Here is a 23,084-nt window from a genome sequence, read left to right as displayed (position 1 = left end):
CCAGCACGCGCCCGCTCACGCCGCTCCCCCGCGGAAGCTGCGCCGCAACCGACCGCCAAGGCGTGTGACGATCTCGTAGCTGATCGTGTCGGCGGCCGCCGCCCAGTCGTCTGCTCCCGGCACCCCGGTGGCGGGGTCGCCGAACAGCACGACCTCATCGCCGACGGCCACCTCCGCGTCTCCCACGTCGACCACGAACTGGTCCATCGCGACCCGGCCGGCGATGCGATATCGCTCCCCGCCGATCCACACGGGGCCGCGCCCCGAGGCGTGCCGCGGGATCCCCTCGGCGTAGCCGATCGGCACGAGCACGAGCGTCGTCTCGGCCGAGGTGCGGTAGGTGTAGTCGTACGAGACCCCGGTGCCGGCCGGCACCCTCCGCACGGCCGCGACCTGCCCCCGCAGGGTCATCGCCGGCCGCAGTCCGAGCTCGGAGGCCGACTCCGGCCCGAACGGGCTCAGGCCGTAGATCGCGAGGCCGAGACGCACCAGGTCGAAGCGCGACTCCGGCAGGCTCAGGGCGGCGGCGCTGGCCGCGATGTGGCGCACCTGGGGACGGAGGCCGGCCTCCTCGGCCTGCTCCACCCCGCGCGTGAAGACCGCGATCGCCGCACGGTCGTCCTCCGGGGACGCGTTGGAGAGATGGCTGAAGAGCCCGCGCACGACCAACGCGCCCGTCTCTTCGAGCTCGCGAGCGCGGGCGACGGCGATCTCCCACACGGAGGCGGGGATGCCGTTGCGGCTGAGTCCCGTCTCGAGCTTCAGCTGCACGAAGGCGGGGCGCTCCGGCGTGCCGGCGGCGGCCGCGGCCTCCAGCTGGGCTAGCGACGAGATGCCCAGGTCGATCCCTGACTCGACAGCCTCGGCGAAGTCTGCGTCGGGGTCGTGCAGCCACGCCAGCACCGGTGCGTCGATCCCGGACGCCCGCAGTTGGAGGGCCTCGGCGATCTCGGCGACACCGAGCCAGTCCGCGCCTCCGGCGAGCGCCGCCCTGGCGCACTCGAGCGCGCCGTGACCGTACGCGTTCGCTTTGACGACGGCCATCGCGTGCGGAGTCCCGACGAGTTGCCGCAGTCGGCGGACGTTGGCGGTCACGGCGTCGAGGTCGATGACCGCCTCGCGGAAGGCGTCGCTCATGCGCGCTCCAGCACCACGAACGCGGTCGCGATCCCGGCGTCGTGCGACATCGAGACGTGGATGTGCTCGATGCCGCGCTCAGCGACCTGACGGCCCACCACGTTGTGCAGCACGAACCCCGGATTCCTCTCTTCGTCCGGCACGATCTCCATGTCGTGCCAGCGCACTCCTTCAGAGCCGCCGAGCGCCTTGATCAGCGCCTCCTTCGCTGCGAACCGCGCAGCGAGGGAGTGCACGGGCAAGCCGCGCTCCGCCTCCGTGAACAGGCGTTCGCGGAGCTTCGGCGTGCGGTCCAGCGATCGGGCGAAGCGCGCCAGGTCGACGACGTCGACCCCGATGCCGGCGATCACGACGCTCCTACTCCACGGTGACGGACTTGGCCAGGTTGCGCGGTTGGTCGACGTCGAGACCCTTGGCCGCCGACAGCTCCATCGCGAAGATCTGGAGCGGCACGACCGACAGCAGCGGCTCGAACAGCGGAGCGGCCAGCGGGATGCGGATGACCTCGTCGGCGAACGGCAGGACGGCCGCATCGCCGGCCTCGGCGATCGCGATGACGCGAGCGCCACGGGCGCGGATCTCCTGGATGTTGGAGACGACCTTCTTGTGCAGCTCGTCGGACCAGCGCGGGCTGGGCACGACCACGAAGACGGGCTGGCCCGGCTCGATCAGCGCGATCGGGCCGTGCTTGAGCTCTCCGGCGGCGAAGCCCTCCGCGTGGATGTACGCCAGCTCCTTCAGCTTGAGGGCGCCCTCCAGCGCGATCGGGTAGCCGACGTGACGACCGAGGAACAACACGGACCGGGTGTCGGACATCCAGTGCGCGAGCTGGGCGATGGTGGCGTGGGACTCCAGCACGGCGGCGATCTTCTCGGGAACCGCGAGCAGCTCCTCGACGGCGTCGCGCTGCTGCGCCGCAGGCAGGGTGCCACGCACGCGGGCCAGGTGGAGGCCGAACAGATACAGGGCCGTGATCTGGGCCACGAACGCCTTGGTCGAGGCGACCGCGACCTCCGGGCCGGCGTGCGTGTACAGTGCCGCGTCCGACTCGCGCGGGATGGTCGCGCCCTGCGTGTTGCAGACCGAGATCGCCTTCGCACCGGCCTCGCGGGCGTACTTGACCGCCATGAGCGTGTCCATCGTCTCGCCGGACTGGCTGATCGAGATGACGAGCGTGCCGTCGGTGATCACAGGCTCGCGGTAGCGGAACTCGTGCGAGAGCTCGACCGTCACAGGCACCCTGGCCCACTTCTCGATCGCGTAGCTGCCGACCAGACCGGCGTAGGCGGCGGTGCCGCACGCCACGATCGTGATGCGGTCGATGCCCGCGAGGAAGCCGTCGCCGAGCGCGTCGAGCTCCGGGATGTGCACCGTGCCGTCGACGATGCGCTGGCGGAGGGTGTTCGCCACGGCGTCGGGCTCTTCCGCGATCTCCTTCGCCATGAACGACGACCAGCCGCCCTTCTCGGCGGCGGAGGCGTCCCACGCCACCTCGAACGGCTCCACCTCGACGGGCGCGCCGGCGAAATCGGTCACGGTGACCGAGTCAGGGGTGATCGTCACGATCTGGTCCTGGCCGATCGCGAGCGCGCGGCGCGTGTGCTCGACGAACGCGGCCACGTCGGAGCCGAGGAAGTTCTCGCCCTCACCGAGCCCGATCACGAGCGGCGAGTTGCGGCGGGCGCCGACGACGACATGCGGCTGGTCCTGGTGGAGCGCCAGAAGGGTGAAGGCGCCTTCGAGACGCGACACGACGCGCTGGAACGCCTGGCTCAGGTCTCCGGTGGCGCGGTACTCGCGGCCGAGGAGGATGGCGGCGACCTCCGTGTCGGTCTCCGACTCGAACGTGAAGCCGTCGGCGAGGAGCTCGTCCTTCAGCGTGGCGAAGTTCTCGATGATCCCGTTGTGGATGACGGCCAGTCGCCCCTCGTCGCCGAGATGCGGATGGGCGTTGCTGTCGGTCGGGCCGCCATGGGTCGCCCAGCGGGTGTGGCCGATACCGGTGCCGCCGTTCGGGATGGGGTGCGCGCCCAGGTCGTCGGAGAGCACGGCGAGCTTGCCCGCCTTCTTGGCGGTGCCGAGGTGTCCGTCGGGGTCGATGACCGCGATGCCCGCGGAGTCGTATCCGCGGTACTCCAGACGCTTCAGGCCGCCGAGCAGCACCTCCAGACTCCGGTCGCTACCGACGTACCCAACGATTCCACACATGCGCCCGAGTCTATCGTGGGTGCACCTTAGACTTGTCGCCTATGGCTGAGAACGGCGCCGCTCGCGGCGGATCCACGGCGAACGGCGAGTCCAGCACCCCCTATGTCGAGCTGAGCCGTGCCGACTGGGCCGAGCTGGCGCAGAACACCCCGCTGCCGCTCCACGAGACCGAGATCGTCCAGCTCCGGGGCCTGGGCGACCCGCTCGACCTCCGCGAGGTGGAGGAGGTCTATCTGCCGCTCAGCCGCCTGCTCAACCTGTATGTGGGAGGCACCAAGCAGCTGCACCGGGTCACCAGCGACTTCCTGGGCGAGCGGGCCCAGCCGACGCCGTTCGTGATCGGGGTCGCCGGCTCCGTCGCCGTCGGTAAGTCGAGCATCGCCCGCCTGATGCGCGAACTGCTCTCGCGGTGGGACGACACCCCCCGCGTCGAGCTCGTCACCACCGACGGCTTCCTGCTGCCGAACGCCGAGCTCGAGCGGCGCGGGCTGATGGAGCGCAAAGGCTTCCCGGAGTCGTACGACCGCCGCGCGCTCCTCCGTTTCGTCACCGCGGTGAAGAGCGGGGCGCCAGAAGTCCGCGCTCCCTTCTACTCGCACCTGAGCTACGACATCGTGCCGGACGCCGAGATCGTCGTGCGGAGGCCGGACGTCCTCATCGTCGAAGGCCTCAACGTCCTCCAGCCGGCCGGGGGCGGCAACCGGCTGGCGGTGAGCGACCTGTTCGACTTCAGCGTCTACGTCGACGCCCGCACCCGCGACATCGCGCACTGGTACGAGGAGCGCTTCCTCAAGCTGCAGCGCGGGGCGTTCGCGAACCCCAAGTCGTACTTCCACCGGTTCGCACAGCTCACCGAGAGTCAGGCCAGGGAACGCGCTGCCTCGATCTGGTCGGCGATCAACGAGCCCAACCTCGTGCAGAACATCCGGCCCACGCGCTCGCGAGCGAAACTCGTGCTGCGCAAGGACGCCGACCACACGGTGAGCTCGGTCCTGCTGCGCAAGCTCTGAGCGGCCGTGACTGCGTCGGGTGCGCAGGCCCGGCGTCGTCACGATCCGTGCTCCAAGACTCTGGCCTGCCGCCGCCGGTTCCCGTAGTCATGGAGGTATGGCTACACCACGATCGCGCGCTGCCCAATTGTTCGGACACCGTGTCCGTCAGGCCCGGGTCGCGCGCGGTGTGAGTCAGGAGGAGATCGCCAACCTCGCCGACATGCACGTGACCAATTACGGGCGCATCGAGCGCGGCGAGGCCAACTCCGAACTGCACACGATCGTCCGCCTCGCCACCGCGCTCGACACCGACCCGGCGGAGCTGCTGGCAGGGCTGTACGGGCCGAAGATGGTGCCCGACCGTGAGCGGGCGTACTCGGTGGCCGACTTCATCGCGGCCTCGCGTCAGCAGGCGGGGTGACCGATGTCGGTGGATCTGCGGATGATGGATCGCACGCAGGAGGGCTGCGGCGCGGTCAGCGCTTCAATGCCTGACGCGTTGCAGCCGATTGCTTTCCGCCCCGGGGCGTTCTCGCATGTCGCTTCGGGCCTCTGGGTAGAGACTCTGCCCGGAAACAGAGTGGACGCATGCCCTCGCCACGTTTTGAAGCCTCACGCATCCTGGGCGAGCGGCTCCGCCGGCGACGGATCGAGCTGCAGATCTCGCAGGTCGACGTCGCGAACCTCAGCCAGGTGGACCTGGCCAACTACGGCCGAGTCGAGAGAGGCATCGGCAACCCGACCCTCATGACGATCCTGCAGCTCGCCGTGACTCTCGAGATCGAGCCGAGCGCGTTGCTGGATGGGCTGGCCGACCTCGAGCTCCTCCCCGAGCCGGAGCACCTGTTCTCGTCGTCCGACTTCGTGCGCGAAGAACTGTCGCGCGACCGCAGGCACGAGAAGGACTGAACCATGGACGCCAGGACTCCCACTTCCGAAGCCACCCGCATCCTCGGTGAACGACTGCGCGAGAGCCGCACCGGCCTCGGCCTCACCCAGTACGAGGTCGCCCACTCCAGCGCAGCAGACCTCGCGAACTACGGCAAGCTCGAGCGCGGGATAGGCAACCCCACACTGGTGACGCTCCTCCGGCTCTTCGTGACGCTGGATCTCCCCGTCCACGACGCCCTCGACGGCCTGGCCGACCGGGATCTCCTGCCGGCGGACGTTCACCCGTTCACGGTCTCCGAGTTCCGCCGCGCGCAGGAACGACGCAAGCGGCGCGACTGATCACGACGTGACGTATGCCGTCGCGGGCTTCGTGCGAGCCCGACGACGGTCGGAGTGAGGACCACCCCACTTGCGGGGCCTAGACCCCCAGCCGCTCCCGCACCACGTCGGCGAGCTCGTTCGCCAGGCGCTCGGCCGTGTGCTGGTCGGCCGCCTCCACCATGACCCGAACCAGCGGTTCGGTGCCGGACGGACGCAGAAGCACGCGGCCGCTGTCACCGAGCGCGGCCTCCGCGGTCTGAACAGCCAGCTGGAGCGGCTCGTCCGTGTGCACCGCGTGGTGGTCGACGCCCTTCACGTTCACCATGACCTGCGGGTAGACCGTCATCACCTTCGCCAGCTCCGAGAGTGGCTTGCGCTGACGTGCCATCTCGCTCAGGAGGTGGAGACCGGTGAGGATGCCGTCGCCGGTGGTCGCGAACTCGCGCATGATGACGTGGCCCGACTGCTCGCCGCCCAGGGCGTAGTCGTTCTGGTTCATCTCCTCGAGGACGTAGCGGTCGCCGACGGCTGTCTCGACGATGCGGATGCCGTGCTCGCGCATCGCGATCTTCAGGCCGAGGTTGCTCATCACGGTCGCCACGAGCGTGTCGTCCGTGAGCTTGCCGCGTTCCTTCATGCCCACGGCAAGGATCGCCATGATCTGGTCGCCGTCGATGACCTTGCCGTCGGCGTCGATCGCCAGGCAACGATCCGCGTCGCCGTCGTGGGCGATGCCGACGTCTGCACCGGCGGCCAGGACGGCCTTGGCGAGATTGTCGAGGTGTGTCGAGCCCACCCCGTCGTTGATGTTCATGCCGTCGGGCGAGTCGCCGATGACGGTCACGCGCGCACCGGCGTCGGTGAACACCTCGGGCGAGATGCCGGCGGCGGCGCCGTGGGCGCAGTCGAGCACCACGTGGATGCCGTCGAGGCGGTGCGGGAGGCTCGCGAGCAGGTGCACGACGTAACGGTCCTCCGCGTCCGCGAAACGGCGGATGCGGCCGACGTCGGCACCGGTCGGCGTGAGCTTCTCCAGGTCGAGGTGCTGCTCGATGCGGTCCTCGACGACGTCAGGGAGCTTGGTGCCACCACGGGCGAAGATCTTGATCCCGTTGTCGGGAGCGGGATTGTGCGAGGCCGAGACCATCACGCCGAAGTCCGCGTCGAAGTCGGCGATGAGGAAGGCCGTTGCCGGCGTCGGGATGACACCGGCGTCGTAGACGTCGATGCCGGAGCTGGCCAACCCGGCCGCAACCGCGGCCGAGAGGAACTCGCCGGAGACCCGGGGGTCACGGGCGACGATCGCCAGCGGGCGCTTGCCCGCGGCGCGCCGAGCCTCCGCGCTGCGGCCTCGCGTCAGGACAGCCGCAGCTGCCTGAGCGAGACCGAGCGCGAGGTCGGCGGTGAGCGTACCGTTCGCGAGTCCGCGGACTCCGTCGGTTCCGAAAAGGCGGGGCATGAACCGAAGCCTAAGCGCTGAACCGGATCAGCGCTTGGAGAACTGCGAAGCCTTGCGCGCCTTCTTGAGACCGGCCTTCTTGCGCTCGGTGACGCGGGCGTCACGAGTGAGGAAGCCGGCCTTCTTGAGGGTCGGACGGTTGTTCTCGCGGTCGATCTCGTTGAGCGCACGGGCGATGGCGAGGCGCAGGGCGCCGGCCTGGCCCGACGGGCCGCCGCCGGTGATGCGGGCGACGACGTCGTAGGAGCCGATGAGGTCGAGGACCTTGAACGGGTCGGTGATGAGCTGCTGGTGCAGCTTGTTCGGGAAGTAGTCCGCGAACTCACGGCCGTTGACCGTGATGGTGCCCGCACCGGGGACCAGGCGCACGCGCGCGATGGCCTCCTTGCGACGGCCGACGGCCGCGCCAGGAACGGAGAGGACGGGACGCGGGGCCGCGGGGGCCGCGCTCTCGGGGGTCTCGGTCGAGTAGGACTCGACGTTCTCGACCTGAGCCGAGTCGATGCTGTCTGCGATCTTCGCCACGGTGGTGATAATCCTTTGTCTTAAGTCAGTCGTGAAGGTCGTGGATCGCTTACTGGGCGACCTGGCCGAGCGTGTACTGCTTCGGCTGCTGGGCGGCGTGCGGGTGCTCGCTTCCGGTGTAGACCTTCAGCTTGCGGAGCTGGGCGCGGCCGAGGGAGTTCTTCGGCAGCATGCCGCGGACGGCCTTCTCGACGGCGCGAACCGGGTTCTTCTCGAGCAGCTCGGAGTAGGTGGTGGCCTTGAGGCCGCCCGGGTAGCCCGAGTGGCGGTAGGCCTTCTTCTGAGCCGCCTTCTGACCGGTGAGGGCCACCTTGTCGGCATTGACGATGATCACGAAGTCGCCGCTGTCCATGTGCGGAGCGAACGTCGGCTTGTGCTTGCCGCGGAGGAGGGCGGCGGTGTGGCTGGCGAGACGGCCGAGCACGACATCGGTCGCGTCGATGACGACCCAGTCGCGCTGGATCTCGTCTGCCTTCGGGGTGTAAGTGCGCGTCACAGTAGTGGCTGCTTTCTGTATCGAACGGAGGAGTTCGTGAATCCCGCTCCGATGGGGGTTGCCTTCCCGAAGGGAGGGGAACCGGGGCCGGTGGAGGGCTCACGTTCGCGTGTCGCACCGCAGGAGGCGCAGACACCAAGGGTCAATACTACGCGACACGCCCGGAAACGGTCAAACCGGGCAGCCCGATGGTGGGTCCGCCTCCGCCCTGGGGCTGAATTCGGGGTCCGCCTGACCCTCCACTGCGCGCGTTCGCCCTAGCGTGAGCTGCATGAGAGAGCTCGTGCACCGCGGTCGTTGGCTGGCGGAACCCGTCGTGGCGATCGCGTACTTCATCCTGTGGGCGCTCGGGGAGGCCGGCCATTACCCGATCATTGCGGGCATGCTGCGCGCGTCGCTGCCGTTCTGGGCCTTCCTGGTGCTGATCACCGTAGCGATCGGCGTGTCGAGGCTCCAGCCGGTCGTCGCGATGTCGGCCGCCACTGCGGCCCTGCTCCTCCAGCTCGTCTTTCCGAGCGGCCCCGACCCGTCGATCTACATCGGATTCGGAATCGTGGTGGCCGTCGTCTCGGCGACGGTGCGGGGCCGCTGGTCGGTGGTCGCGCTCGCGTTCGCGGTGGGCGTCGGCCTCTCGATCGCCGGGCTGCTCTGCTACCTCTACGGGGCCGACCGAGGTGAGCCCGCGGTCCGTACGACACTGTTCATCGCGCTGCCGTTCGTCGGCGCGTTCCTGTGGCTCACCGGCACCTACATCGGGCTGCGCCTCCGTGCCGGTCGGGATCGCCTGGCCCTGGCGCGCACGACGGCTGAACTCGAGCGCGCGGAGGTGGACGCGACGGTGACGGAGGAGCGCGAGCGCATCGCCCAAGACGTGCACGACATCATGGCGCACTCGCTCTCCGTCATCCTCGCGCAGGCCGACGGCGCTCGTTTCCTGGCCGACGAGCGCCCAGACGCAGTGCCGGCGTCGCTCGCCACCATCGCCGAGACCGCGCGGACCTCGCTCACCGAAGTCAGAGTGCTCATCGAGACGCTCGTGTCCGACCCGCAGGGCCACTCCACGCCGGCTCTCGCCGATCTGGACGAACTCGTACAGCGCCTCCGCGACGCGGGGCTCGCCGTCGAGCTGGAACGGTTCGGCGACGTCGACGCCCTCACTCCGGCGCAGGAGCTGGCCGCGTATCGCATCGTGCAGGAGGGCCTCACGAACGCACTGAAGCACGGCGGAAGGGGCGCGGCGGCCCGGGTCGTGCTCGACGCCCGCGGGCCGGGACTGACGCTCGGCATCTCCTCCACCGGTCGGGCCGAGGTCGCCGCGCCGCCCGGGGGACGAGGCCTGCACGGCATGCGCGAGCGCGCCAGGCTGGCCGGTGGCTGGCTCGAGGCCGGCGAGGACGACGTTCCCGGCGGATACCGCGTGACCGGTTACATACCATCGGGGGTGCCCGCGTGAGCGCGATCCGCGTCGCCGTCGTCGACGATCAGCCGCTGTTCTGCTCGGGGATGGCGATGCTGATCGAGTCTCAGCCGGACCTGGAGTTCGCCGGGTCCGCGGCGGACGGCATCGCCGGCCTCGAGCTCGCTCGCGACGCGGCGCCGGACGTGATGCTCATGGACGTGCGGATGCCCCGCCTCGACGGCATCGCCGCGACCAAGCGCATCCGCTCCGAGCTGCCGGCCGGAGGTCCGAAGATCGTCGTCCTCACCACGTTCGAGCGCGATCACGCCGTCGCCGCGGCCCTGCGCGCGGGCGCAGACGGTTACATCATGAAGGACACGACGCCCGAGTTCGTCCTCGCCGCCATCCGCACCGTGCACGCCGGCCACGCCGTGGTCGCGCCGAAGGACACCGCAGCGCTGCTGCGCGACGGGATGAGCCCCGCACGGACGGAGGCGATCGCGGCGCTCTCCGCCCGCGAGAAGGAGGTCTTCCTGCTGGCGGCGCGCGGGCTCAGCAACGCCGAGGCCGGTCAGGCGGCCTTCATCTCGGAGGCGACGGTGAAGAGCCACATGCGCAGCATCCTGCAGAAGCTGGGGCTCACCTCCCGCGTCCAGCTCGTCGGGTTCGCGCACGAGAACGGTCTGGTGCGCTGACGCGGTCGCGTCTCGGCGCGCAGCGGCCTCAGAGCGTCCGGAGCCCGCGGGTCTGCTCCGCTCGCAGCGCGAGCTCGGCGTCGCCCGGGTAGCCGACCTCCATCAGCGTCAGCCCGCGGGCCGGCATCACCTTGAAGGCGCTGGTCCGCTCGCGCGCATCGCGCAGCTCCACCAGATCGCCCGGGGTCAGCGACCCCTCCCCGACTTCGACGCACGCCCCGACGAGCGCGCGCACCATGCTGTGGCAGAACGCGTCGGCCACCACCTCTCCGATCAGCACGCCGTCGTCGTCGCGCCGCCAGGTGAAGTCGAGAAGGGTGCGGATCGTCGTGGCACCCTCCCGGGCCTTGCAGTAGCTGGCGAAGTCGTGGAGGCCGAGTAGTCCGTGCGCCCCGACATCCATAGCGTGCGCGTCCAGGTCGGCCGAGACCCACGCCGTGCGGTGCCGCTGCAGCGGGTCGCGCAGCGAGGCGCGGTCGGCCACGCGGTACTCGTAGCGGCGCCACACGGCGGAGAACCGGGCATCGAACCCGGTCGGCGCTGCACCGGCCCGCAGCACGACGACATCGGACACCGGGCCGAGGACGCCGTTGAGCCGCCGTGCGAGGGCGTCCTGCGGCTCCAACGGCGGACGTTTGCCGTGCGGCTTGCGCAGCACGGCCGTCTGCTCCGCCGAGAGGTCGACGTGCGCCACCTGACCGCGCGCGTGGACGCCGGCGTCCGTCCGCCCCGCGACGGTCAGCTGGGGAGGCTCCCCCGCGCGGCGGAAGATCGTCGCCAGTGCCGCTTCCAGCTCGCCCTGCACCGTGCGGAGGGCGGGCTGCCGCCCCCAGCCGTTGAAATCGGTGCCCTGGTAGGCGATGTCGAGCCGGAATCGCGTCGCCTCGTCGGTCATCCCTCGATTCTAGGGAAGGGTGTCAGTACGCCCGCACCAGCCCGGTCTCCGAGAACGTCGACACGAACCCCATGCCCGTGTAGAGGCCGAGCGCACCGGTCGGATTGTCCGCGTCGACGTCGAGCACCGCCTTCTGCCAGCCGCGCCGTGCGCTCTCGCTCAACACGGCGCCGAGCAGGGCGGGGGCGATGCGTCGGCCCCGGTGTGCGCGGGTGACCGCGACGGTCGAGATGTACGGGCCGGAGAAGCCCTGCGCGACCCAGTCGTCCTCGTTGACGTCGCTGAGCACGACGCCGGCGACCTCCTCACCCGCGAGAGCGACGAACGACACCTCGGGCGCGAAGGTGCCGCCGATGAGCGTGGCCCACTGCTCGTCGCTCAACGGCTGGCTGCCCCAGTGGTCGAGGAAGGCCTCGTCCCGTGCCGCGTGCACGGCGTCCGCCAGCTCGGGTGCATACGGGACGATCCTCACCGTCTCCGTCGGGACGACCTCGGGGATCGGCTGCCCGAGGTCGCGCTCCATCGTGTGGAACCAGCGCACCGCCTCGAAGCCGGCCGCCGTCAGCAGCCGCTCGCGGTCGGGAGCGCGCCGGTCCGCGTAGCCGACCAGCCAGCCGGGCAGCCGCTTGTCCACGGCGGCGAGCTTCTGCTCCCCGCGCGCCCGCTGCCAGGCGACCAGTTCACGGCCGATGCCCCGACCGCGGTGATCGGGATGGACCGTCCCGTTCAGGAACTCGCGCACCAGGGTGATCTGCCGCGGCGGCTCCAGGATCGAGCCGACCGCCAGCGCGGCGCCGTCGTGCCCGATGGCGAGCAGGGTGTCGCGCTCGAGATCGAGGAAGCTGAACCCGAGCTCGTCCTCCACCTCCTCCCGCGTGGTGAGGTAGTTGGGGTGGTCGACGGCGTCGCTCGCGCGCAGCACGGCGAGAACCGTGTCGACGTCGTCCGTCGTGATCGGCCGCCACTCCGCGACGAAGGGATGCTGCGGCCGATAGGTCGGCGGCGCCACCACGCGCTCGCTCAGCGGTGGACGGGTCGACTCGATGGATTCTGGCCCCGGCATCCCGTCAGCCTAGCGGCGCCGTGCGGCGTCCCGCTTCCCCAGCTCCGTCGTCGGCGTCCGTGCGGTCTCGCGCGCGGTCAGCGCCGCGAGCGTGACGACCACCGCGATCACCGCGGTGAAGACCGAGATGACGATCCAGCCGTCCTGACCGGTGCCGCCCATCGCGGTGACGATGCTCGGAGCGAAGCCCGCCATGAGGAAGCCGAGCTGCGTGCCGATCGCGACGCCGGAGAAGCGCACCTCGCGCGGGAACATCTCGTTGTAGAACGACGGCCACACGGCATTCGCCGCGGCGTACCCGCACGAGAAGACCGCGACGGCGAGGAGGAAGGTGACCCAGGCTTCGGATCCCGACATCGACCTCAGGTAGAACGGCATGAGCGCAGCGCTCGACAGCGCGCCGTAGATGAACACCGGCTTGCGTCCGATCCGGTCGGCCAGCATCCCGAACAGCGGCTGTGTGCCGAGCGCCACGATGTTCGCGACGACCACGAGCCAGAGCGTCACGGTGGCGCTCAGCCCCGCGTCAGTGCCGTACGCGATCGCCAGATTGCCGAACACCGTCGAGACCGCGGCGATCATCGCGAGCACCACCACGCGCAGCACGTCGCGCCAGTGGGAGCGCAGGAGGCCGATGAGCGGGAGCTTCTCGATCTCACCGCCCTCGGCGGCGCTGACGAACTCCGGCGACTCGGGCAAGGAGCGGCGCACGACGAACGCGACGACGACGACCACGGCCGAGAGCCAGAACGGGATGCGCCAGCCGACGGAGTACAGCAGGTCGTCCGGCAGCGCCATCACGGGGATGAACGCGATGGCGGCGAGCACCTGGCCGCCCTGCGTGCCCGTCAGCGTCCACGATGTGAAGAAGGCGCGCCGCCGGTCGGGAGCATGCTCGAGCGTCATCGAGCTCGCACCCGCCTGCTCGCCCGCTGCGGACAGGCCCTGCAGCAGACGGCAGAACACCAGCAGGATCGGTGCCAGCCACCCGATCGCCTCGTAGGTCGGAAGGCAGCCGATCACGAACGTGGAGAAGCCCATCAGCGCGAGGGTGAAGACCAGGACCTTCCTCCGGCCGACCCTGTCGCCGAAGTGGCCGAGGATCACCGCGCCGATGGGCCGGGCGACGTACGCGAAGCCGAAGGTCGCAAACGACATCACGCGCGCAGTGGTATCGGCGTCGGGAAAGAACACGTGCGGGAAGATCAGCGCGGCCGCCGATCCGAAGATGAAGAAGTCGTAGTACTCCACGGCTGAGCCGAGGAATCCGGCGAAGGCTGCGCGGACCGGTGTGCGGGTGCGCGCGGAGGCAGGGGCGAGGGCGGTCATCGTCGACTCTCGTTTCTTTCGTGTAGCTTCGATCCGTCCCGGCAGGCCGGGCGCGGATCACTGTTCCCGGGTGAGGAGCGCGACGATCATGTCGCCGAGCATCCGCCGGTAGTGACCGGCGCGCGACTGGTTCAGCAGATCGCGGCCGAAGAGGTATCCGAACGTGTGGCGGTTGGCCACCGGGAAGACGCAGAACGAGCTGATCGCCATGTGGACATCGGTCGCATCGATGTCATCGCGGAAGTCGCCGGCGGCTCTGCCGCGTCGCAGCACCTCGTCGATCAGTTCCAGCGCCGGGAGCGCGAGACTCTCCGGCTCGCCGACCTCGCGGAGGAAGGCGGCGCGATGGATGTTCTCGATGGCGACGAGACGCACGAAGTCTTGCCTGCTCGTGTGATGGTCGTACGTGCGCTCGGCGATGGCTCTGATGGCCGCCACCGGCTCGAGGTCCGACACATCGAGCTCTTGCTCGTAGCCCCGCATCTCGGCGTAAGCGGCCTCGAGCACACTCACGTAGAGCTGCTCCTTACCGCCGAAGTAGTAGTAGATCATCCGCTTGGTGGTGCTCATCCGGCGGGCGATCTCGTCGACCCGCGCACCGGAGTAGCCGCGGTCGGCGAACTCCTGCGTCGCCACGGAGAGGATCTCGGCCCGCGTGCGCTCGGCGTCGCGGATCCGTTCGTGATCCCGTAGCGGCATACCGCCTCCTCGCGTTAATGAACTATCTGGTACGTTAAGAAACCCGCCGGCTCTTGTCAAGCCGCGCCGGCGGACGGTGGTCGAGGAGGACGCATGAGCGTGGTCGGAGAGTCGTACCTGGTCGGTCTGGTGGGCGAGGGTGTCCGCCCTTCGCTCACCCCTCCTCTGCACGAGCGGGAGGCGGACCGGAACGGCCTGCGGTACCTCTACCGCCCGCTCGATCTGCTCGCGCTCGGCCGGCCGGCGGCCGACCTCGACACCACGATCGGCCGTCTGCTCGGCGCAGCGGTCGACCTGGGGTTCAGCGCGCTCAACATCACGCACCCGTGCAAGCAGCTGGTCCTCTCCCACCTCGACGAGGTGTCGCCGTCCGCTGCGGCCATCGGCTCCGTGAACACGGTCCTCTTCGCGGACGGACGACGCATCGGTCACAACACCGACGTCACCGGCTTCGCCTCCGCACTGCGCGATGGGCTGCCGGGCGCCGGCCTCGACGACGTCGTCGTCATCGGGGCGGGCGGTGCCGGCGCCGCGGTGACGTGCGCGCTGTTGGAGGCCGGGGCCTCGCGGCTGACGGTCGCCGACCTCGATGAGGAGCGCGCAGGAGCGCTCGCGGACTCTCTCGCTGCTCGGTTCCCGGAGGCCGCGGTCGCCGGCGCTTCCTCCGATGCCCTCGCTGCGCGGCTGAAGGATCGGGAGCGCACCGTCACGGGGCTCGTGAACGCGAGCTTCGTCGGGATGCACACACATCCCGGCATCCCGTTGGAGCCGACGCTGCTGCGACCGGAGGTGTGGGTGGCCGACATCGTCTACCGGCCGATCGGCACCGAGCTCGTCCGCGCGGCGCGCGCGACCGGCTGCCGCACGCTCGACGGCGGCGGCATGGCTGTCGGCCAGGCCGCGGACGCCTTCCAGCTCATCACCGGCGTCGAACCCGACCGCGAACGGATGCGCGATCACTTCTTCGAGATGGTCGAGGAGGGCCGCTGATGCGCACGTCGATCGCGACCGTCTGCCTCTCCGGCACTCTCGTTGACAAGCTGCACGCGATCACCGACGCCGGGTTCGACGATGTGGAGATCTTCGAGCCCGACCTGATCGCGGCGCCGCAGTCGCCAGAGGAGATCCGGGCGCTCTGTGAGCGTCTCGGACTCGGGATCGCTCTCTATCAGCCCTTCCGCGATGCCGAGGGAGTCGTCGAACACGAATTCGCACGGGTGCTTCAGCGCGCCGAGGCCAAGTTCCAGCTCATGGACCGACTCGGCGTCGACACGATGCTGGTGTGCAGCAACGTCGCGACGGCAACGATCGACGACGACGACGTCTCGGCGGACCAGCTCGCGCGTCTGGCCGAGCGCGCAGACGCCCACGGAAAGCGGATCGCGTTCGAAGCGCTGGCATGGGGACGGTACATCGACGACTACCGTCGCGCCTGGAGCATCGTCGAGCGCGCGGACCACCCCGCGCTCGGCGTCTGCCTGGACAGCTTCCACATCCTCTCGCTCGGCCACGACCCCGCGGCGATCGAGCGCATCCCGGGCGACAAGATCTTCTTCGTCCAACTCGCCGATGCGCCGATCCTGTCGATGGACGTGCTCTCCTGGAGCCGCCATCACCGGTTGTTCCCCGGCGAGGGAGGTTTCGACCTGCCCGCGTTCGTTGCACACGCGCTTCGCGCCGGTTACGCCGGACCGCTCTCGCTCGAGGTCTTCAACGATGTCTTCCGTCAGACCGATCCGGCGCGAACCGCGTTGCATGCCGCGCGTTCGCTGACGGTGCTCCAGGACGCCCTCGACGTCGGCCGGCTCGCCTCCGACTCCGATCGCCACTCCGACTCCTCCTCCGAACCGCTCGAGCTCGACCAGGTCGAACTCAAAGCCCCGGACACCGACGAGGTCGCCGCCCTTCTCGAACGGATCGGCTTCGCTCCCCGCGGTCGGCACGTGTCGAAGTCGGCCTGGCTCTATGCAGCCGGCGAGGCACGTCTCGTGCTCAACGAGCACAACGTCTCCATCGCAGAACCGCGCATCGCCGGCTTCGGGCTCCGCTACGCAGAACCGCACGGCGCGGCCTCGCGCGCCGAGCGGCTCGGAGCACGGCGCGCACACCGACGCGTGCTCAGCGGGGAGGCCGACCTCCCCGCGATCCTCTCGCCCGACGGGACCGAGATCCTCCTCAGCGGTCCAGACAGCGGCATCCGTTGGCCGGAGGAGTTCACGGGAGGCCGAGGCGCGCCCGATCCCGGGATCCTCGGAATCGACCACATCAACCTCACCGAGCCTGTCGCCGACATCGAGGAGGCCGTACTCTTCTACAGCACAGCGCTCGGGCTCACCCGTGAATCGGCGGCCGAGCTGGCCGGCCCGACCGGACTGGTGCGCAGCCAGGTGCTGCGCTCACGCGCCGGTGGTGTACGCCTGGCATTGAACGTCGTGCCTCCGTTGTCCGAACAGCGTCCGGCTGCCCGACGTCACGCGCAACACGTCGCCATCGCGTGCGTCGACCTGCCCTCGCTCCTGACGCGAGCACGCGCACGAGGGCTGCGCACCGTTCCCGTCTCGGAGAACTACTACGATGACCTCGCCGCCCGACTCGACCTCCCTGACGAGGAGCTGGTGCGGCTGCGGTCCGCGGGACTGCTGTACGACCGAGACGAGGCGGGCGAGTACCTGCACTGCTACACCGAGACCGTCGGCACGGTGTTCTTCGAGCTCGTGGAGCGCCGCGACGGATACGACGGCTTCGGCGCCGCCAACACCCCGGTGCGGCTGACGGCACAACACGCCGCCGCTTGAGTTGAGTGGCCCGAACGGCAAGACGCCCCGCATCCGAGTGAATGCGGGGCGTCTGACGATGCAGCGAGTAGCGGAAGGCTCAGGCCTTCTCCGCCTCGTCCTCGGCCGTGGTCTCGCCGGCGGCCTCGGCGTCGCCGGTGGCCTCCTCGACGACCTCTGCCTCGGCAGCGGTGGTCTCCTCGGTGGCGGCGTCCTCGGTCGCGGCCTCCTCAGCGGCGGCCTCCTCCTCGACGACCGGCTCCTCGACGGGAGCGGCCTTCGGGGCCTCCGCCTTCTTGGCCGGCTTGGCCTTCGGGGCGACGGGCTCGAGCACGAGCTCGATCTGCGCCATCGGCGCGTTGTCGCCCTTGCGGAAGCCGAGCTTCGTGATGCGGGTGTAGCCGCCCTCACGCTCGGCGACCAGCGGCGCGATCTCGGTGAAGAGCTCGTGCACGACGGTCTTGTCGCCGATGACGGCGAGCACGCGGCGGCGGGCGTGCAGGTCGCCACGCTTCGCGAACGTGATCAGACGCTCGGCGTAGGGACGCAGACGCTTGGCCTTGGTCTCGGTCGTCTTGATGCTCTTGTGCGTGAACAGCGCGGCGGCCAGATTGGCGAGCATCAGACGCTCGTGCGCGGGACCGCCTCCGAGGCGGGGGCCCTTCGTGGGCTTAGGCATGATCGGTTATCTCCAGTAGTGAAAAGTCGAAGGCTTCGCTGACGCGGCCTCAGATGGTGGACTCGTCTTCTTCGTACCCGCTGTAGAAGTGGGCACCGTCGAACCCGGGGACCGAGTCCTTGAGCGACAGACCCATCTCGGTCAGCTTGTCCTTGACCTCATCCACCGACTTCTGACCGAAGTTGCGGATGTTCATGAGCTGCGTCTCGGACAGCGAGACCAGCTCGCTGACCGTGTTGATGCCCTCACGCTTGAGGCAGTTGTACGAGCGCACCGACAGGTCGAGGTCCTCGATCGGCATCGACAGCTCGGAGCTGAGCACCTGGTCGACCGGCGCGGGGCCGATCTCGATGCCCTCGGCCGCGCTGTTGAGCTCGCGGGCGAGACCGAACAGCTCGACCAGGGTGCGGCCGGCCGACGCGATCGCGTCGCGCGGGCTGATCGCCGGCTTGGTCTCGACGTCGACCACGAGGCGGTCGAAGTCCGTGCGCTCACCGGCACGGGTGGCCTCGACGCGGTAGGTGACCTTGAGGACCGGGGAGTAGATCGAGTCGATCGGGATCTGGCCCGCCTCGCTGTACTCGTTGCGGTTCTGCTGGGCCGACACGTAGCCGCGGCCACGCTCGATGGTCAGCTCGACCTCGAACTTCGCCTTGTCGTTGAGGGTGGCGATGACGAGCTCGGGGTTGTGGATCTCCACACCCGCCGGAGCCGAGATGTCGGCGGCGGTGACCTGGCCGGCACCCGTCTTGCGCAGGTAGGCGGTGATCGGCTCGTCGTGCTCGCTCGAGACGACCAGGCCCTTGATGTTCAGGATGATCTCGGTGACATCCTCCTTGACACCGGGAACCGTGCTGAACTCGTGCAGCACACCGTCGATGCGGATGCTGGTGACGGCCGCGCCCGGGATGGACGAGAGCAGGGTGCGGCGCAGCGAGTTTCCGAGGGTGTAGCCGAAGCCCGGCTCGAGCGGCTCGATGACGAACCGCGAACGGAACTCGGAGATGTTCTCTTCGGTGAGCGTAGGACGCTGTGCAATGAGCACTGTTGATTCCTTTCGGCTGAGTGTCCGCTATATGACACTCGCGTGAGTGAGGTGGGGTTCGTCACGCCGTCAGGCGGCGGCCCGGTGAGGACCGCCGCCTGGGCGGACGTGGAAGAGAACTAGACGCGGCGACGCTTCGGCGGGCGGCAACCGTTGTGCGCCTGCGGGGTGACGTCGTTGATCGAGCCCACCTCGAGGCCTGCGGCCTGCAGCGAGCGGATCGCGGTCTCGCGGCCCGAACCCGGGCCCTTGACGAACACGTCGACCTTCTTCATCCCGTGCTCCTGCGCCTGGCGGGCGGCCGACTCGGCGGCCAGCTGAGCGGCGAACGGGGTGGACTTGCGCGAGCCCTTGAAGCCAACTCCACCGGAGGACGCCCACGAGATGACCGCACCAGTGGTGTCGGTGATCGAGACGATGGTGTTGTTGAAGGTGCTCTTGATGTGGGCCTGGCCCACAGCGATGTTCTTCTTTTCCTTCTTGCGCGGCTTGCGAGCGGCCGACTTGGGTGCTGCCATTTTGTTTCTCCTTCAGTCCTGGTGTCGGCCTAGCGAGCCTTCTTCTTACCGGCGACGGTGCGCTTCGGGCCCTTGCGGGTGCGCGCATTCGTCTTGGTTCGCTGGCCGCGGACCGGGAGGCCCTTGCGGTGGCGGATGCCCTCGTAGCTACCGATCTCGACCTTGCGGCGGATGTCGGCGGCGACCTCGCGGCGGAGGTCACCCTCGACCTTGAAGTTGCCTTCGATGAAGTCGCGAAGTGCGACGAGCTGGTCGTCGGTCAGGTCCTTGACGCGGATGTCGCCGGAGATCCCGGTCTCGCGAAGGGTCTGGAGCGCACGAGTGCGCCCGACGCCGTAGATGTAGGTGAGTGCGACCTCCACGCGCTTCTCGCGCGGGATGTCGACGCCTGCTAGACGTGCCATGGTGTGGCTTCTCCTGTGATGAGTGGAGGTCTTCAGCGGTCCCGGTGCCCCGGCCTCCTCCGAGGGTGTCCCCCGCGTCCATCCTGGATGGACGCGGGTTCTGGGATCGCTTCTTTATTGAGTTGAGTCGTGCGCTGCGATCAGCCCTGGCGCTGCTTGTGGCGCGGGTTCTCGCAGATGACCATGACCAGGCCGTTGCGACGGATGACCTTGCACTTGTCGCAGATCTTCTTGACGGAGGGGTTGACCTTCATTGTGTTGTTACCTTTGTTCGCTGTCCTCGTACCTCGCCAGGGGCTACCCGGTGGCGTGGCCGTTACTTACAGCAACCCGTTACTTGTAGCGGTAGACGATCCGGCCGCGGGTCAGATCGTAGGGGCTCAGCTCCACGATCACGCGGTCCTCAGGGAGGATGCGGATGTAGTGCTGGCGCATCTTGCCGGAGATATGGGCAAGAACCTTGTGACCGTTGGTGAGCTCGACGCGGAACATCGCGTTGGGGAGCGCCTCGATCACAGATCCTTCGATCTCGATGACACCGTCTTTTTTGGCCATAGCCTCACTGTCGCTAGTCGTTGTGGTTTGCTGGTCGTGCGTTTACACCGGCGAAAGGCATGCAGCAAGCACGCCTAAGACACCAAGGATCAATCTTATGGGATGCCGGCGCATTTCGCCAATTCTGGGTTATCATCTGCGCCCGCTGTGAGCGAACAGAGCCCGAGGACGTCTCGGTGGGCGGTCACGCGATCGGCGCCGGTGTGATCCCGAACGGCGCCAGCCCGGCCGCACCGCCGTCGACCGCGGTCAGCACCCAGATGCCGTCAGCGTGCACGGCGACGCTGTGCTCCCAGTGCGCCGCTGCCGACCCGTCCTCCGTCGCGACCGTCCAACCGTCGTCCTTCACGTAGGTGTCCTGGTCGCCCAGCACCACCATCGGTTCGATCGCGACCACCAGCCCGGGACGGACCTCCGGACCCTTCGATCGAACACGGTAGTTGAAGACCGGCGGCTCCTCGTGCATCCGCCGGCCGATGCCGTGGCCGATGTAGTCGGTCAGGATGTCATAGTCGCCCTGCGAGAGGATGTGGTCCTCGATCGCCTCGCCGACCTCGTTGAGGTGACGTGCGCTGGCAAGCCGCGCGATGCCGTGCCACAGCGACTGCTCCGTCACCTCGGAGAGCTTCTGCCGCTCCGCCACCCGCTCCGGGTGCGCCGGGTCCGGCAGCACGAACGTGCGGGCCGCGTCGCCGTTCCAGCCGGCGCCGTCTGCACCGGTGACGATGGCTCCGCTGTCGATCGACACGATGTCGCCGGGCAGCAGGATGCGGGATCCCGGGATGCCGTGGACGACCTCGTCGTTCACGGACGCGCAGATCGTGTGGTGATAGCCCGCCTCGAGCTTGAAGTTCGAGCGGCCGCCGGCGCGCTCGATCGCCGCCTCCGCGATCTCATCGAGCTGCAGAGTCGACATACCGACGGCGACGGCCTCCGCCACGGCATCCAGCGACGCCGCGGTCGCCCGCCCCGGCGCGACCATCTGGCGCAGCTGGGCGGGCGTCTTGTAGATCGTCCGCTTGAAAGCCACCGTCGTCAGGCGACAGGCTCGTCGGCCCCGGCCAGCGGGTGGATGCCGCGCTCGGCGAGAGCCGTGCGGATGCGCGCCGCGACGTCGTCCACGCCGCCGAGACCGTCGACCTCGACGAGCAGGCCGCGCTCGCGGTACACGTCGATGAGCGGCGACGTCTCGCGCACGTACACCTCCTGGCGGTGACGGATCGCCTCCTCGGAGTCGTCGGCACGGCCCTGCTCCTGAGCGCGCTTGGTCAGGCGGGCCACGATCTCGTCCTGGTCGGCGACCAGCTGGATCACCGCGGCGAGCTCCTGGCCCTTCGACGCGAGCAGCTCGTCGAGGTACGTGACCTGGTCGAGCGTGCGCGGGTAGCCGTCGAGCAGGAAACCACCCGCGGCGTCATCCTCGGCCAGCCGGTCGGTGACCAGTGCGTTGGTGAGGCTGTCCGGCACGTAATCGCCTGCGTCGACGATCGCCTTGACCTCTTTGCCCAGCGGGGTCTCGTTCTTGATGTTCGCCCGGAAGATGTCGCCCGTGGAGATGTCGGGGATCCCGTACGCGGTGGTGATGCGCGAGGCCTGAGTGCCCTTGCCCGCTCCGGGAGGTCCGACGATCAACATACGGGTCAACGCAGAAGCCCTTCGTAGTGCCGCTGCTGGAGCTGCGAGTCGATCTGCTTGACCGTCTCGAGTCCGACACCGACGATGATGAGGATGGACGTGCCGCCGAACATGAAGTTCTGACTCGCGCCGAGCAACGCGAAGGCGACCAAGGGGATCAGCGCGATGATACCGAGGTAGATCGAGCCGGGCAGGGTCACGCGGGTCAGGACGTAGTCGAGGTACTCCGCGGTCGGGCGACCGGCGCGGATGCCGGGGATGAAGCCGCCGTACTTCTTCATGTTGTCCGCGACCTCCTCCGGGTTGAACGTGATGGCGACGTAGAAGTACGTGAAGCCCACGATCAGCAGGAAGTACAGGAGCATGTACAGCGGGTGGTCGCCCTTGGTCAGGTAGTTCGTGATCCAGGTCACCCAGGGCGCGGGGGCCTTGCCCGCCGCGGGCTGGTTGAACTGGGCGATCAGGGCCGGCAGGTACAGCAGCGACGACGCGAAGATGACCGGCACGACACCCGCCATGTTCACCTTGATCGGGATGTACGTGTTGTTGCCGCCGTACGTGCGGCGACCGACCATGCGTTTGGCGTACTGCACCGGGATGCGGCGTTGCGACTGCTCGACGAAGACGACGGCCGCGACGATCAGCAATCCGATCGCGATCACGATCAGCATGATCTCGATGCTCTGCGACTGGCCGATGGCCCAGAGCGAGCTCGGGAACTGCGCGGCGATCGACGTGAAGATCAGGAGGGACATGCCGTTGCCGATGCCGCGCTCGGTGACGAGCTCGCCCATCCACATGATGAGGCCGGTGCCGGCGGTCATCGTGATGACCATGAGCATGATGGCGTACCAGGAGTCGTCCGTGATCAGCTGCGTGCACTGGGAGACGGCCGTGGTGCCGAAGAGGGCGCCGGAGCGGGCGACGGTGATGAGGGTCGTCGACTGGAGGACGCCCAGCGCGATCGTGAGATAGCGCGTGTACTGCGTGAGCTTCGCCTGGCCGGCCTGGCCCTCCTTGTAGAGGGTCTCGAAGCGCGGGATGACCACACGGAGAAGCTGCACGATGATCGACGCGGTGATGTACGGCATGATGCCGAGCGCGAAGATCGAGAGCTTGAGGAGTGCGCCGCCCGAGAACAGGTTGACCAGCGAGTAGAGGCCGGACGTGTCCTGGTTGGCGTTGAGACAGGTCTGCACGTTGCCGAAGTCGACGAACGGCGCGGGGATGAAGGAGCCCAGCCGGAACAGGGCGATGATCCCCAGCGTGAAGAAGATCTTCCGGCGGAGGTCCGGGGTGCGGAAGATCCGCGCGACGGCGCTAAACAAAAGTGCGTCCTGCTTTCCTGTAAGAGTCAGTCGGGTG

Annotated in this window: 27 protein-coding genes; 8 read left to right on the top strand and 19 right to left on the bottom strand. The window is 68.8% G+C overall.

The window, feature by feature from the left end:
- Nucleotides 1-15: 15 nt before the first annotated feature.
- Genes alr through glmS form a run of 3 tightly spaced genes read right to left on the bottom strand, consistent with a single transcriptional unit; the run spans nt 16 to nt 3,345 of the window.
- Entirely contained in the window at nt 16-1,137 is a 1,122-nt protein-coding gene (gene alr / locus KNO15_RS20740; protein WP_241705759.1) for an alanine racemase, read from the bottom strand.
- A complete protein-coding gene (locus KNO15_RS20735; protein ID WP_241705757.1) occupies nt 1,134-1,487 on the bottom strand; it encodes a holo-ACP synthase in 354 nt (117 codons plus the stop codon). The genes alr and KNO15_RS20735 overlap by 4 nt, the downstream gene beginning before the upstream one ends.
- 7 nt (nt 1,488-1,494) lie before the next feature.
- Complete coding sequence (gene glmS / locus KNO15_RS20730) at nt 1,495-3,345, bottom strand: glutamine--fructose-6-phosphate transaminase (isomerizing) (protein WP_241705756.1); 1,851 nt, start codon at nt 3,343-3,345, stop codon at nt 1,495-1,497.
- Nucleotides 3,346-3,386: 41 nt separating this feature from the next.
- Between glmS and coaA the strand changes: the two genes are divergently transcribed.
- The 4 genes from coaA (at nt 3,387) to KNO15_RS20710 (ending at nt 5,567) form a co-directional block, all read left to right on the top strand.
- Entirely contained in the window at nt 3,387-4,355 is a 969-nt protein-coding gene (gene coaA / locus KNO15_RS20725; protein WP_241705754.1) for a type I pantothenate kinase, read from the top strand.
- 97 nt (nt 4,356-4,452) lie between these two features.
- On the top strand, nt 4,453-4,758 hold the full coding sequence (locus tag KNO15_RS20720; RefSeq protein WP_241705752.1) for a helix-turn-helix domain-containing protein: 306 nt from the start codon (nt 4,453-4,455) through the stop codon (nt 4,756-4,758).
- A 167-nt stretch (nt 4,759-4,925) separates the two neighbouring features.
- Nucleotides 4,926-5,246 (top strand): helix-turn-helix domain-containing protein, encoded by a 321-nt coding sequence (locus KNO15_RS20715; protein WP_241705750.1) that lies wholly within the window; start codon nt 4,926-4,928, stop codon nt 5,244-5,246.
- 3 nt (nt 5,247-5,249) lie between these two features.
- The gene (locus KNO15_RS20710; RefSeq protein ID WP_241705748.1) at nt 5,250-5,567 is read left to right on the top strand and encodes a helix-turn-helix domain-containing protein; all 318 of its coding nucleotides are present in this window, start codon (nt 5,250-5,252) and stop codon (nt 5,565-5,567) included.
- Nucleotides 5,568-5,646: 79 nt separating this feature from the next.
- Here the strand turns inward: KNO15_RS20710 and glmM are convergent, their stop codons facing one another.
- From glmM to rplM, 3 genes are read right to left on the bottom strand one after another with little or no spacing between them, the layout of a single operon-like run.
- Nucleotides 5,647-7,008 (bottom strand): phosphoglucosamine mutase, encoded by a 1,362-nt coding sequence (gene glmM, locus KNO15_RS20705; protein WP_241705746.1) that lies wholly within the window; start codon nt 7,006-7,008, stop codon nt 5,647-5,649.
- A gap of 27 nt (nt 7,009-7,035) precedes the next feature.
- On the bottom strand, nt 7,036-7,533 hold the full coding sequence (gene rpsI / locus KNO15_RS20700) for a 30S ribosomal protein S9 (protein ID WP_241705745.1): 498 nt from the start codon (nt 7,531-7,533) through the stop codon (nt 7,036-7,038).
- 49 nt (nt 7,534-7,582) lie between these two features.
- On the bottom strand, nt 7,583-8,029 hold the full coding sequence (gene rplM, locus KNO15_RS20695; protein WP_055914016.1) for a 50S ribosomal protein L13: 447 nt from the start codon (nt 8,027-8,029) through the stop codon (nt 7,583-7,585).
- 271 nt (nt 8,030-8,300) lie between these two features.
- On the opposite strand from rplM, the gene KNO15_RS20690 reads away from it, so the two are divergent.
- Nucleotides 8,301-9,482, top strand: coding sequence for a sensor histidine kinase (locus KNO15_RS20690; protein WP_241705743.1), 1,182 nt, complete (start codon nt 8,301-8,303; stop codon nt 9,480-9,482).
- On the top strand, nt 9,479-10,123 hold the full coding sequence (locus tag KNO15_RS20685) for a response regulator transcription factor (protein WP_308220465.1): 645 nt from the start codon (nt 9,479-9,481) through the stop codon (nt 10,121-10,123). The genes KNO15_RS20690 and KNO15_RS20685 overlap by 4 nt, the downstream gene beginning before the upstream one ends.
- Nucleotides 10,124-10,151: 28 nt before the next feature.
- On the opposite strand, the gene truA is transcribed toward KNO15_RS20685, so the two are convergent.
- From truA to KNO15_RS20665, 4 genes are read right to left on the bottom strand one after another with little or no spacing between them, the layout of a single operon-like run.
- Complete coding sequence (gene truA, locus KNO15_RS20680) at nt 10,152-11,018, bottom strand: tRNA pseudouridine(38-40) synthase TruA (protein WP_241705741.1); 867 nt, start codon at nt 11,016-11,018, stop codon at nt 10,152-10,154.
- Nucleotides 11,019-11,040: 22 nt separating this feature from the next.
- Entirely contained in the window at nt 11,041-12,081 is a 1,041-nt protein-coding gene (locus KNO15_RS20675) for a GNAT family N-acetyltransferase (RefSeq protein WP_241705738.1), read from the bottom strand.
- Between the two features lie 9 nt (nt 12,082-12,090).
- Nucleotides 12,091-13,410: an MFS transporter gene (locus KNO15_RS20670; protein WP_241705736.1), complete on the bottom strand. Its 1,320-nt coding sequence runs from the start codon at nt 13,408-13,410 to the stop codon at nt 12,091-12,093.
- Between the two features lie 57 nt (nt 13,411-13,467).
- Nucleotides 13,468-14,109: a TetR/AcrR family transcriptional regulator gene (locus KNO15_RS20665; RefSeq protein ID WP_241705734.1), complete on the bottom strand. Its 642-nt coding sequence runs from the start codon at nt 14,107-14,109 to the stop codon at nt 13,468-13,470.
- A 93-nt stretch (nt 14,110-14,202) separates the two neighbouring features.
- Here KNO15_RS20665 and KNO15_RS20660 point away from each other — a divergent pair, with 93 nt between their 5' ends.
- Both KNO15_RS20660 and KNO15_RS20655 read left to right on the top strand, forming a co-directional pair.
- Nucleotides 14,203-15,099, top strand: coding sequence for a shikimate dehydrogenase (locus KNO15_RS20660; RefSeq protein ID WP_241705732.1), 897 nt, complete (start codon nt 14,203-14,205; stop codon nt 15,097-15,099).
- Nucleotides 15,099-16,904 carry a bifunctional sugar phosphate isomerase/epimerase/4-hydroxyphenylpyruvate dioxygenase family protein gene (locus KNO15_RS20655; protein ID WP_241705730.1) on the top strand — a complete coding sequence of 602 codons (1,806 nt, stop codon included), beginning with the start codon at nt 15,099-15,101 and terminating at the stop codon, nt 16,902-16,904. The genes KNO15_RS20660 and KNO15_RS20655 overlap by 1 nt, the downstream gene beginning before the upstream one ends.
- Before the next feature lie 79 nt (nt 16,905-16,983).
- Here the strand turns inward: KNO15_RS20655 and rplQ are convergent, their stop codons facing one another.
- The 9 genes from rplQ to secY all read right to left on the bottom strand — a co-directional run bounded on the left by rplQ (nt 16,984) and on the right by secY (nt 23,047).
- Nucleotides 16,984-17,562, bottom strand: a complete 579-nt coding sequence (rplQ, locus tag KNO15_RS20650) for a 50S ribosomal protein L17 (RefSeq protein ID WP_241705728.1) — start codon at nt 17,560-17,562, stop codon at nt 16,984-16,986.
- A 49-nt stretch (nt 17,563-17,611) separates the two neighbouring features.
- A complete protein-coding gene (locus KNO15_RS20645) occupies nt 17,612-18,607 on the bottom strand; it encodes a DNA-directed RNA polymerase subunit alpha (RefSeq protein WP_021755754.1) in 996 nt (331 codons plus the stop codon).
- 119 nt (nt 18,608-18,726) lie between these two features.
- Entirely contained in the window at nt 18,727-19,125 is a 399-nt protein-coding gene (rpsK, locus tag KNO15_RS20640; RefSeq protein WP_018191944.1) for a 30S ribosomal protein S11, read from the bottom strand.
- A 29-nt stretch (nt 19,126-19,154) separates the two neighbouring features.
- The gene (rpsM, locus tag KNO15_RS20635; protein ID WP_179605016.1) at nt 19,155-19,529 is read right to left on the bottom strand and encodes a 30S ribosomal protein S13; all 375 of its coding nucleotides are present in this window, start codon (nt 19,527-19,529) and stop codon (nt 19,155-19,157) included.
- Between the two features lie 140 nt (nt 19,530-19,669).
- The gene (rpmJ, locus tag KNO15_RS20630) at nt 19,670-19,783 is read right to left on the bottom strand and encodes a 50S ribosomal protein L36 (protein WP_241705724.1); all 114 of its coding nucleotides are present in this window, start codon (nt 19,781-19,783) and stop codon (nt 19,670-19,672) included.
- A 79-nt stretch (nt 19,784-19,862) separates the two neighbouring features.
- Complete coding sequence (gene infA / locus KNO15_RS20625; protein ID WP_011186713.1) at nt 19,863-20,084, bottom strand: translation initiation factor IF-1; 222 nt, start codon at nt 20,082-20,084, stop codon at nt 19,863-19,865.
- Between the two features lie 184 nt (nt 20,085-20,268).
- Complete coding sequence (gene map / locus KNO15_RS20620) at nt 20,269-21,114, bottom strand: type I methionyl aminopeptidase (RefSeq protein ID WP_241705721.1); 846 nt, start codon at nt 21,112-21,114, stop codon at nt 20,269-20,271.
- A 5-nt stretch (nt 21,115-21,119) separates the two neighbouring features.
- Entirely contained in the window at nt 21,120-21,728 is a 609-nt protein-coding gene (locus KNO15_RS20615; RefSeq protein WP_241705719.1) for an adenylate kinase, read from the bottom strand.
- On the bottom strand, nt 21,725-23,047 hold the full coding sequence (gene secY / locus KNO15_RS20610; protein ID WP_241705717.1) for a preprotein translocase subunit SecY: 1,323 nt from the start codon (nt 23,045-23,047) through the stop codon (nt 21,725-21,727). Before secY ends, KNO15_RS20615 begins: the two co-directional genes overlap by 4 nt.
- Nucleotides 23,048-23,084: the final 37 nt, after the last annotated feature.

The organism is Leifsonia shinshuensis (assembly GCF_022606355.1).
Taxonomy (GTDB): Bacteria; Actinomycetota; Actinomycetes; order Actinomycetales; family Microbacteriaceae; genus Leifsonia; species Leifsonia shinshuensis_B.
This window is presented reverse-complemented; position numbering and strand designations above follow the sequence as displayed.

What these genes read in the sequence shown, in the direction of transcription:
- rpmJ (WP_241705724.1), bottom strand. Translation starts at nt 19,783, where the DNA reads ATGAAGGTCAACCCCTCCGTCAAGAAGATCTGCGACAAGTGCAAGGTC.
- glmM (WP_241705746.1), bottom strand. Translation starts at nt 7,008, where the DNA reads ATGCCCCGCCTTTTCGGAACCGACGGAGTCCGCGGACTCGCGAACGGT.
- KNO15_RS20665 (WP_241705734.1), bottom strand. Translation starts at nt 14,109, where the DNA reads ATGCCGCTACGGGATCACGAACGGATCCGCGACGCCGAGCGCACGCGG.
- rpsK (WP_018191944.1), bottom strand. Translation starts at nt 19,125, where the DNA reads ATGGCAGCACCCAAGTCGGCCGCTCGCAAGCCGCGCAAGAAGGAAAAG.
- alr (WP_241705759.1), bottom strand. Translation starts at nt 1,137, where the DNA reads ATGAGCGACGCCTTCCGCGAGGCGGTCATCGACCTCGACGCCGTGACC.
- KNO15_RS20660 (WP_241705732.1), top strand. Translation starts at nt 14,203, where the DNA reads ATGAGCGTGGTCGGAGAGTCGTACCTGGTCGGTCTGGTGGGCGAGGGT.
- rpsM (WP_179605016.1), bottom strand. Translation starts at nt 19,529, where the DNA reads ATGGCACGTCTAGCAGGCGTCGACATCCCGCGCGAGAAGCGCGTGGAG.
- glmS (WP_241705756.1), bottom strand. Translation starts at nt 3,345, where the DNA reads ATGTGTGGAATCGTTGGGTACGTCGGTAGCGACCGGAGTCTGGAGGTG.
- KNO15_RS20710 (WP_241705748.1), top strand. Translation starts at nt 5,250, where the DNA reads ATGGACGCCAGGACTCCCACTTCCGAAGCCACCCGCATCCTCGGTGAA.
- infA (WP_011186713.1), bottom strand. Translation starts at nt 20,084, where the DNA reads ATGGCCAAAAAAGACGGTGTCATCGAGATCGAAGGATCTGTGATCGAG.
- KNO15_RS20675 (WP_241705738.1), bottom strand. Translation starts at nt 12,081, where the DNA reads ATGCCGGGGCCAGAATCCATCGAGTCGACCCGTCCACCGCTGAGCGAG.
- KNO15_RS20720 (WP_241705752.1), top strand. Translation starts at nt 4,453, where the DNA reads ATGGCTACACCACGATCGCGCGCTGCCCAATTGTTCGGACACCGTGTC.
- KNO15_RS20670 (WP_241705736.1), bottom strand. Translation starts at nt 13,410, where the DNA reads ATGACCGCCCTCGCCCCTGCCTCCGCGCGCACCCGCACACCGGTCCGC.
- KNO15_RS20655 (WP_241705730.1), top strand. Translation starts at nt 15,099, where the DNA reads ATGCGCACGTCGATCGCGACCGTCTGCCTCTCCGGCACTCTCGTTGAC.
- coaA (WP_241705754.1), top strand. Translation starts at nt 3,387, where the DNA reads ATGGCTGAGAACGGCGCCGCTCGCGGCGGATCCACGGCGAACGGCGAG.
- KNO15_RS20715 (WP_241705750.1), top strand. Translation starts at nt 4,926, where the DNA reads ATGCCCTCGCCACGTTTTGAAGCCTCACGCATCCTGGGCGAGCGGCTC.
- truA (WP_241705741.1), bottom strand. Translation starts at nt 11,018, where the DNA reads ATGACCGACGAGGCGACGCGATTCCGGCTCGACATCGCCTACCAGGGC.
- KNO15_RS20690 (WP_241705743.1), top strand. Translation starts at nt 8,301, where the DNA reads ATGAGAGAGCTCGTGCACCGCGGTCGTTGGCTGGCGGAACCCGTCGTG.
- rplQ (WP_241705728.1), bottom strand. Translation starts at nt 17,562, where the DNA reads ATGCCTAAGCCCACGAAGGGCCCCCGCCTCGGAGGCGGTCCCGCGCAC.